The sequence below is a fragment of the Pseudomonas sp. GM50 genome (genome assembly GCF_000282375.1).
Taxonomy (GTDB): domain Bacteria; phylum Pseudomonadota; class Gammaproteobacteria; order Pseudomonadales; family Pseudomonadaceae; genus Aquipseudomonas.
The window spans coordinates 1-7,948 of sequence record NZ_AKJK01000118.1; the positions used below are offsets into that span (position 1 = coordinate 1).

The 7,948-nt window shown below is 62.2% G+C and carries 7 protein-coding genes and 1 pseudogene; all 8 read right to left on the bottom strand.

Annotated elements, in window-relative coordinates; genetic code table 11:
* Window positions 1-136, bottom strand: a pseudogene (locus PMI30_RS32265) (DUF6124 family protein); the annotation flags it as partial.
* Window positions 137-654: 518 nt separating this feature from the next.
* The gene (locus PMI30_RS03495; RefSeq protein WP_008014125.1) at window positions 655-2,082 is read right to left on the bottom strand and encodes an FAD/NAD(P)-binding protein; all 1,428 of its coding nucleotides are present in this window, start codon (window positions 2,080-2,082) and stop codon (window positions 655-657) included.
* 14 nt (window positions 2,083-2,096) lie between these two features.
* Window positions 2,097-2,864, bottom strand: coding sequence for an ABC transporter ATP-binding protein (locus tag PMI30_RS03490; RefSeq protein WP_008014127.1), 768 nt, complete (start codon window positions 2,862-2,864; stop codon window positions 2,097-2,099).
* 3 nt (window positions 2,865-2,867) lie between these two features.
* Entirely contained in the window at window positions 2,868-4,208 is a 1,341-nt protein-coding gene (locus PMI30_RS03485) for an ABC transporter substrate-binding protein (RefSeq protein WP_008014129.1), read from the bottom strand.
* 26 nt (window positions 4,209-4,234) lie between these two features.
* Window positions 4,235-5,284, bottom strand: coding sequence for a branched-chain amino acid ABC transporter permease (locus PMI30_RS03480; protein ID WP_008014132.1), 1,050 nt, complete (start codon window positions 5,282-5,284; stop codon window positions 4,235-4,237).
* Window positions 5,285-5,288: 4 nt separating this feature from the next.
* Entirely contained in the window at window positions 5,289-6,170 is an 882-nt protein-coding gene (locus tag PMI30_RS03475) for a branched-chain amino acid ABC transporter permease (RefSeq protein ID WP_008014134.1), read from the bottom strand.
* A complete protein-coding gene (locus PMI30_RS03470; RefSeq protein ID WP_008014136.1) occupies window positions 6,170-6,946 on the bottom strand; it encodes an ABC transporter ATP-binding protein in 777 nt (258 codons plus the stop codon). Before PMI30_RS03470 ends, PMI30_RS03475 begins: the two co-directional genes overlap by 1 nt.
* Window positions 6,943-7,848 (bottom strand): AMP-binding protein, encoded by a 906-nt coding sequence (locus PMI30_RS03465; RefSeq protein WP_008014138.1) that lies wholly within the window; start codon window positions 7,846-7,848, stop codon window positions 6,943-6,945. Before PMI30_RS03465 ends, PMI30_RS03470 begins: the two co-directional genes overlap by 4 nt.
* Window positions 7,849-7,948: the final 100 nt, after the last annotated feature.

Here is a 7,948-nt window from a genome sequence, read left to right on the forward strand (position 1 = left end):
TGGTGTCTTTGGGGATGGGCGGTTTGAGGTGGTAATCGAGGGCGCGGTCGGCGGCTTCGTTGAGTTTTTTCGAATCGAGGGATTCGTAGGGGGATGTTGGATCGGTTTCCGGTGGGTTGGGTGTTGGTTTGATCATCGATGAAGCTCCTAGAGTCATGGAGCCGCCACGGTTCGCTGCGAGACGAAAAGAGGTGGCAGCTATACGCAGGTCGCAGACCGGGACTCTAGAACCGGCAGACCCGAAGGTCTCCCACGTACAGCCGCCATAACATGAACGGACAGGCGTACCTGTTCACGAACGGAGGATGTTGTGCGTCTAGAGATACACGGGCTGCGAAACCCGATCGCTGATTCGTCAGCGACCCGGAAACGATAGGGCCCGCCCCCAAGGCGCACAAGCCGGCGGATTCTGGCGTAGTCGTAGGCAACGGCGCAAGGATGTGTAGCCTGGGTGAGTATCTGGAAGTGTCGTTTAAACATCGGTTGTTTATCGGTCTCACTTCAGGTTTTGTGGTGGATGGGCCGGCCCTATCGCGAGCAGGCTCGCTCCCACATTTGATCTGTAGCGTTCGCAAAAAATGGATTCACAGCTGATCCCCTGTGGGAGCGAGCCTGCTCGCGATGAGGCCCGAAAAAACACCCTCCAACTTTCGGTCAATCCGCCAATCGCGCCGCAAGAGCCTTGGCCTGGCTCGCCACATCAGTCACCGCCGTGCTCTCCCACCACATCCCGCGCAACGGTGGGCCCATGGCGAACAAACGGCTGGCGACCAGCCCATCAGCGCTTAGCACCGCGCCGTCATCTGCGGCGGCAATCCCCAGCGCCAACGGCCCCGGCCGCACCAGCCCGCGCGCCAATAGCTGCTGCGGCAATGGCCGCGCCACCCGCCGCCAATCGTATTCGATGCCGCTGGAGTTGATCAGCGCCGCGCCGTGCACCACGCAGGTTTGCGCCTCGCCGCGCCGACGGATGCGAATGCTGACCTCCCCGTTCAACGAAGGCTCCAACCCTTTGAACGATGCAGCCTGAATCCGCAACCGCCCTTCCCCGTGCAGCCGTGCCACCAACTCGGCACTCAATGGCGGCGAGCGGTGATGATGGCTTTCCCACCACGGCCGCACATGTCGCACGAACTGCCGACGCTGCACATCCGTCGCCTGACTCCACAACCGCCCGATGTGCGCCCGTACGGTGTCGAGTGGCGCTTGCCAGTCGATGCCCTGGGCGATGGCGTCGCGGCAATGCCGACGCAGTTCGCGCATCAGCTGACGCGGTGTGCGAATGCTGTGATCCTCGGCCAGGAAATCCGCCCAGGCCGGAGGCTGTCGCCGCACATGGGGCAGCAGACCATGCCGGGAAAACACTTCGATCGGCCCGCGATGCCCCGCCTGTTCCAGCGACACCACGGCATCGACCATGGTCAGGCCCGAGCCGATGATCAGCACCGTCGACTGCGGATCGAGCTGACGCATGGCGGTCACATCCCAAGGGTCGAGCGCCGCTGCGTTCAAGCCGCTGGATTCGGTTTGCGGCGTACGCGCAGCGGGGAACATGCCAGTGGCCAGCACCGCATAGGCGCCCTGCAAATGTTGGCCGTCACTCAAGGTCAGCAATACAGCGTTGTCCCGGGTTTGCAGGTCGACCACCTCGGCCCGTACATGCTCCACCGTCGAGCCGTACCGCGCGCCCACCGCCTGCGCCTCGGCCAAGCGCTGCTGCACATAAACGCCAAACAGCCCGCGCGGCGCAAACAACTCGCTGATCGGCACATGCTGCTGATCCGACTCCGGCCAACCACCCGCCGCGATGTACTCGGTCAACCATTGGGTCAAATCATCAGCGTTGTCGGGATCGACGCTCATCCGCGCCGCGTTGCCGTTGAGCGTATGGCCCAACTCGACCGCGCTGTACGCTTCACCCCGACCAAGTTCCGCCCGGGGTTCGATCACCAGCACCTGACGCTTGCCCGGCAAGCGCAACAACTGCGCCGCCAGCATCGCGCCGCTGAGGCCGCCGCCGATGATCAGGATGTCCGCGTGCCGGACGGCGTCGGTCGCCTGTCCGCTTGGGGTGTCAGTCATGGCGTTCTCATTGATCAGTGTTTACCTAAATAGAAGTCGTGCAGATCGCCCCGTGCCAGTAACTCATCGGCGGTACCGGACAGCACCACGCGACCCGTGTCGAGGACGTAGGCCTTTGAGGCGTACTTGAGTGCCACGTTAATATTTTGCTCGGCAATCAGGAAGCTCACCTGCTCGTCTCGATTGAGTTGCGCCACGATTTCGAAAATCTCCTGGACGATAATAGGCGCCAAACCCATGGAAGGTTCATCAAGCAGTACCAAAGTAGGACGTGTCATCAACGCCCGGCCGATGGCGACCATTTGTTGTTCGCCACCGGAAGTCAGCCCGGCCTGGGTCTTGCGCTTGGTTTTCAGGCGTGGAAACCAGGCATAGATGCGCTCCAGATCCGCCGCCAGGTCCTTGCGGCTCAGACCGCGAACGAAGCCGCCGCTGCGCAGGTTGTCCTCCACCGTCAGTTGCGCGAATACGTGCCGGCCTTCCAGCACATGCACCATGCCCTGACGCACGCGAACACTCGGATCGACCCCGGCAGTATCACGCCCGAGAAAGGCAATCGAGCCTCGACTGACCTCCGCGCGCTCGGCCCGCACCAACCCGGAAATCGCCTTGAGCGTGGTGCTTTTTCCCGCACCATTGGCCCCGAGCAACGCGACGATGCCGCCCTTGGGCACCGTCAGCGACACCCCGGCCACGGCCAGGATCGCCCCGTCGTAAATCACCTCGATGTCTTTGACTTGCAACAGGTCATTGGCGGCAATGTCGCTGGCGGCTTGGCTCATACGTTATTCATCCCCGGTGCAGGTGCGTGGCGTCAGGCCTTTTTCCTTGGCGAACGCGGCGGATTTCTCATCGATCAATGGCCGCAGCAAGGCGCGGTCGGCGCGAATCCAGTCGCTGATCAGCGTCCAGTTGGCGCCGTCCCACTGCTGCACCCGCGCCGAACCGCCACCCTCATGATCCTTGCAAGACAGCTTGAGGTTCTGCATCAGGCCGAAGTAGCCGATATCCTTGAGCCGCGCGTCGTCGATGTTCAGGTGTTCCAGGCCCCAGCGCCCTTCTTCGCCATTAAGCGGCCGCTTGCCGAATTTGCCTTGGGCGGTGCGGATCGCTTCCACCATCACGGCCGCGTTCACCAGCCCGGAGTTGTAATAGACGCTGCCGAAATTCTTCAGGTCCTTGAGGTCGCTTTTGCCCTTGTCGAGGATGGCTTGCTTGAGACGTTTATGGATCTCGAATTCGTTGCCGGCCGGGTATGGCGTCAGCGCCAGATACCCTTTGGCGGCGGCGCCCGCGGGTAACACGTCTTCGCTGGAACTGGCCCAGATGTCGCCGACGATATGGTCCACCGGGAAGCCGAAACGCGCCGCCGTCTTCACCGCCACGGGCGTCGACACGCCCCAGGTGCGCAGGAACACCCAGTCCGGGTTGGCCTGGCGCACTTGCCGCCATTGCGCCGATTGCTCGTTGCCCGGATCGGCCACCGGGATCTGAATGTTTTCGAAACCGTATTTCTCCGCCAGCAATTTCAGCGGACCGAGAGTTTCCCGACCGTAAGCCGAGTCGTGATAAACCGTGGCGATTTTCTTGCCCTTGAGTTTGTCGAACCCGCCCTCGCGCTGGGCGATGTAGTTGATCAGGCTCGAGGCCTCGCTGTAGAAGGTCAGCATCACCGGAAAGTTATAGGGGAACACCGTGCCGTCGGTGGCTTCGGTGCGACCGTAACCGAGGGTGATCAGCGGAATCCTGTCGACTTCCGCCCGCTCGCTCAGCGCATACGCCGCCGGCGCGCCGTTGGGTGAATAGATCGCCACCGGGGCGCCATCCAGGCCTTTCTTGAAGCGCTCATAGCACTCGATGCCCTTCTCCGCCGTCCACTCGGTTTCGCATTCCTGCCAGACCAGTTTGACGCCGTTGATCCCGCCTTCCACATCGTTGATGTAGTTCAGGTAATCGAGCATGCCGGCCCACACTTGCACACCGCTGGAGGCGTAGGCGCCGACGCGATAAGTGGCCAACGGGAAGAACTGCTGGTCCGGCGAGGCCTGAACCATCGGCACCGCACTGCCGAAAATCGCCAGCGTCAGAGCGGCGCCGGCCAACGAACGTTTCAAGGATGCACGCATGTTGTCTCTCTACCAGGTTGGGGAATTCAGAAACGCAGCGGCCAGTGACTTAGCCGTTCACGAAGGTTGCTCAAGAGGCGAATCAGGCCTTCCGGTTCCTTGATCAGAAACAGGATGATCAGTACGCCGAAGATGATTTTTTGCAGGTTCTGCAACTGACCGGCGTCCACCGAGCCACCGAACAAGGCTTGCCCGGCGTGGCTGAGCAGGATCGGCAGCAGGCTGATAAACGCCGCGCCGACGAAGTTGCCGGCGATGCTGCCCATGCCACCGATAATGATGATGAACAGGATCTGGAACGACCGATTGATATCGAAGCTGCTGGCACTGGCCGTGCCCAGATAAGCAAAGGCCCACAGCGCCCCGGCGATGCCGAGGTAAAACGAGCTGACGGCGAACGCCAGGTGCTTGTAGCGCACCACCGGAATGCCGACGACGGCGGCGGCGGTGTCCATGTCGCGAATCGCCATCCAGTTGCGGCCGATCTGGCTTTTCACCAGGTTCACCGCGACCCAGGTCAACAGCAGCACCGTGGTCAGGGTCAGCAGATAGCGGCCCAATGGGGTGTTCAGGTCATGGCCGAACAGGGCCAGTTTCGGTGCGGAAATGGTCCCGGACGAACCATAGTTGTAGAACCAGGGAAATTTGACGAACAGCCATTCCAGGAAAAACTGCGCGGCCAATGTGGTGACCATCAGGTAAAAGCCCTTGATCCGCGAACTCGGCAGGCCAAAGACAAACCCCACCACCGCGCTGATCAGCCCGCCGCCGAGCAGCGCCACCGGCAAGCCCAACTCTGGCAAACGCAGTAGAAAACCGTAGGTGGCAAAGGCGCCGACCGCCATGAACCCGGCCGCGCCGACCGAAGTCTGGCCGGTGTAGCCGGTGAGCAGATTGAGGCCAAGCCCGGCCAGCGACAGCACCAGAAACGGGATCAGAATCGCGTTCAGCCAATAGTCGTTGCCGGTCAGCGGCACGACTACGAAGGCGATCAACAACAGCGCAATCAAACCAATCGGCACACGGCGCTGGATCAACACCGCCGGCGCGGTTTCGCGGGTAAGGGAAATCGACATGGGTTCAGACTCGCTCGATGGCGCGCTCGCCAAACAGGCCGGCGGGACGGATGTACAGGAAGGCCAAAGCCAGGACGTAAGCGAACCACGGGGTAATGCCACCGCCGATCAACGGGCCGATGTACACCTCGGCGAGGTTCTCCGCCGCACCGACGATCAACCCGCCGACAATCGCCCCGCCAATCGAGGTGAAGCCGCCGATGATCAACACCGGCAAGGCCTTGAGCACCACCAGCGACAGCGAGAACTGCACACCTTGGCGCGCGCCCCACAACAATCCCGCCACCAGCCCGACAATGCCGGCCACCGCCCAGACGATCTGCCAGATGCGGTTGAGGTTGATGCCGATCGACAGCGCGGCGGTGGTGTCATCCGCCACCGCGCGCAGGGATACGCCAATGCGGGTTTTGTTGAACAGCAACGCCAGCACCGTCACCAGCACGATGGCAGCCGCCGCGGCAATCAGGTCGAACTGGCTGACCATCATCCCGCCGATGAACAGCGGCACGTCATCGATGCCCAGATCCAGCGCCCGCACTTGCGAACCCATCAAGCCCTGAGCCAGGCCTTCGATGATGAACGACAACCCGAGGGTGGCCATGAACAGGGTGATCTGCGAGCGATTGACCAGTGGACGCAACACCAGCCGTTCGATCAGCAGCGCGCCGACGATCATCACCACAACGGTCAGCAACAGCGCCAGGGCGAACGGCACGCCTTGATCGTGCAGGCTGACAAAGGTCAGCGCGGCGAACAGCAGCATCGCGCCCTGAGCGAAATTGAACACGCCGCTGGCCTTGTAGATCAGCACGAAGCCGATCGCGACCAGCGAGTACATGGTTCCGGCGAGCAAGCCGCCGAGCAGGGTTTCGAAGAAGAATGTCATCAGTGCACCACCCCCAGATAGGCCGCGATGACTTCCGGATTGGCCTGCACTTCGGCGGGCGTGCCGTCACCGACCTTGCGCCCGTAATCGAGCACCACCACATGGTCGGACAGGCCCATCACCACGCTCATGTCGTGCTCGATCAATACCACCGTGGTGCCGAGGTCGCGGTTGATGTCGGCGATGAAGCGGGCCATTTCCTGCTTCTCTTCGGCGTTCATCCCGGCCATCGGCTCATCGAGCAGCAACAGGCTGGGGCCGGCGATCAAGGCACGGCCCAGCTCCACACGCTTTTGCAGGCCATAGGACAGCTTGCCTACCGGCACATCGCGATGGGCTTGCAGTTCGAGGAATTCGAGAATGCCCTGGGCCTGCCGGCGGAAGTCTTCAGCCTCACGCCGGGCTCTTGGCAGGTTCAACGCCTGCTCAATGAAACGGCTGCGCAGGTGCCGTGACAGGCCGGTGAGGATGTTGTCGATCACGCTCATTTTCTTGAACAATGCGTTGTTCTGGAACGTGCGGCCGATGCCCCGGCGTGCGGCGCTCAACGGGTCGATACGCTTGAACGGCTGTTGTTCGAACACAATCGAACCGGCATCGAAGCGGTACACGCCGTTCAGTACATTGAGCAGCGAACTCTTGCCCGCGCCGTTGGGGCCGATCAGCGCGCAGATCTCGCCCCGGCGCACGTCGAACGACAGTTCATTGATCGCCTTCACACCTTTGAAGGACAAGGAAATACCGCTGACTTGCAGAATGGAGTCGGTCGAGCTCATGCGATGTCCCGTTTGAATTCAGCGAGCCAGGTCGGCTCGGGTTGAGCATCGGAAATGCGGGTGGCTTGCCAGATGAAATGCAGGTTGTGGAAACCCAACAGACGGCGAACGCGGTTCTTGATCAAGCGTTGCAGGCCTTTTTCGGGATGGGCGATGGCCCAATCGCAGAGACGTCGGCGCCAAGTGCCGTGGGGCGCGAGGCGGCTGTCGATTTCTTCCGCGAGCACTTGCAGGCGTTCGGCGGACAGCAGCAGCCCGGACGGCGCGACTTCACGACGGTCGCGGCTGGCGCTGCCTGGGCTTTCCGGGAAGGCCAGGGATTGGCCGCTGGTCAGCCATTGTTCCAGCAGCACCGTCAGGCCGTGCTGCCACTGGGTGCCTTCTTCGCTCCACAGTTGCGCATATTGATTCCAGCGGTTGAGGCGCTGCGCAGGGTCCACCGGGCCGAGTAACTCGGCGAAATCCAGCAGAGCCTGGCCTTGGTTGATCCAGAGTTGCTGCGTCTGTCGCCCCTGGACGAATGCGTGGGTCGGACGGCTACGCCACAGGGCTTTGTGCAGGGCTTCGGGGTCGAGGTTGTCCGGCAGCGTCAGCAATTCGGCGCCGATGTGCCGGGCGGCCAATGCGAGCAGCAACAGATTCGGTTCGAACGCGCCGCTCAAGGCCAGGCGCGAGTCTTCGGTAAAACCCTGCTGACGCAAGCCATCGGCCAACCGCTCGACATCGCGCAAGGCATCGATCCAGCGCCAGACGAACCACTGGCCGTGACGCTTGTGGCGCAGCGCCGGCTGCAACGGACTGACCTGCGCCCAGTGCTGCAGCTGCTCCAGGGCCTGGGGCAGCTCCACCCGCCACTCGGTGGTGTCCGCGATGGGCGGACGCTTGAGTTCATGCACGCTCATTGGCTTACCTCTTATCCATGGGCAAAAAGCGTGCGGTGGTCCGCCGGGCTGAAGAATTAACGCAATCTCTAAAACACCGCCGCCCCCCTGTGGGAGCGAG

Coding starts and splice junctions, on each gene's coding strand:
- PMI30_RS03465 (WP_008014138.1), bottom strand. CDS start 7,848: ATGAGCGTGCATGAACTCAAGCGTCCGCCCATCGCGGACACCACCGAG.
- PMI30_RS03475 (WP_008014134.1), bottom strand. CDS start 6,170: ATGACATTCTTCTTCGAAACCCTGCTCGGCGGCTTGCTCGCCGGAACC.
- PMI30_RS03485 (WP_008014129.1), bottom strand. CDS start 4,208: ATGCGTGCATCCTTGAAACGTTCGTTGGCCGGCGCCGCTCTGACGCTG.
- PMI30_RS03480 (WP_008014132.1), bottom strand. CDS start 5,284: ATGTCGATTTCCCTTACCCGCGAAACCGCGCCGGCGGTGTTGATCCAG.
- PMI30_RS03490 (WP_008014127.1), bottom strand. CDS start 2,864: ATGAGCCAAGCCGCCAGCGACATTGCCGCCAATGACCTGTTGCAAGTC.
- PMI30_RS03470 (WP_008014136.1), bottom strand. CDS start 6,946: ATGAGCTCGACCGACTCCATTCTGCAAGTCAGCGGTATTTCCTTGTCC.
- PMI30_RS03495 (WP_008014125.1), bottom strand. CDS start 2,082: ATGACTGACACCCCAAGCGGACAGGCGACCGACGCCGTCCGGCACGCG.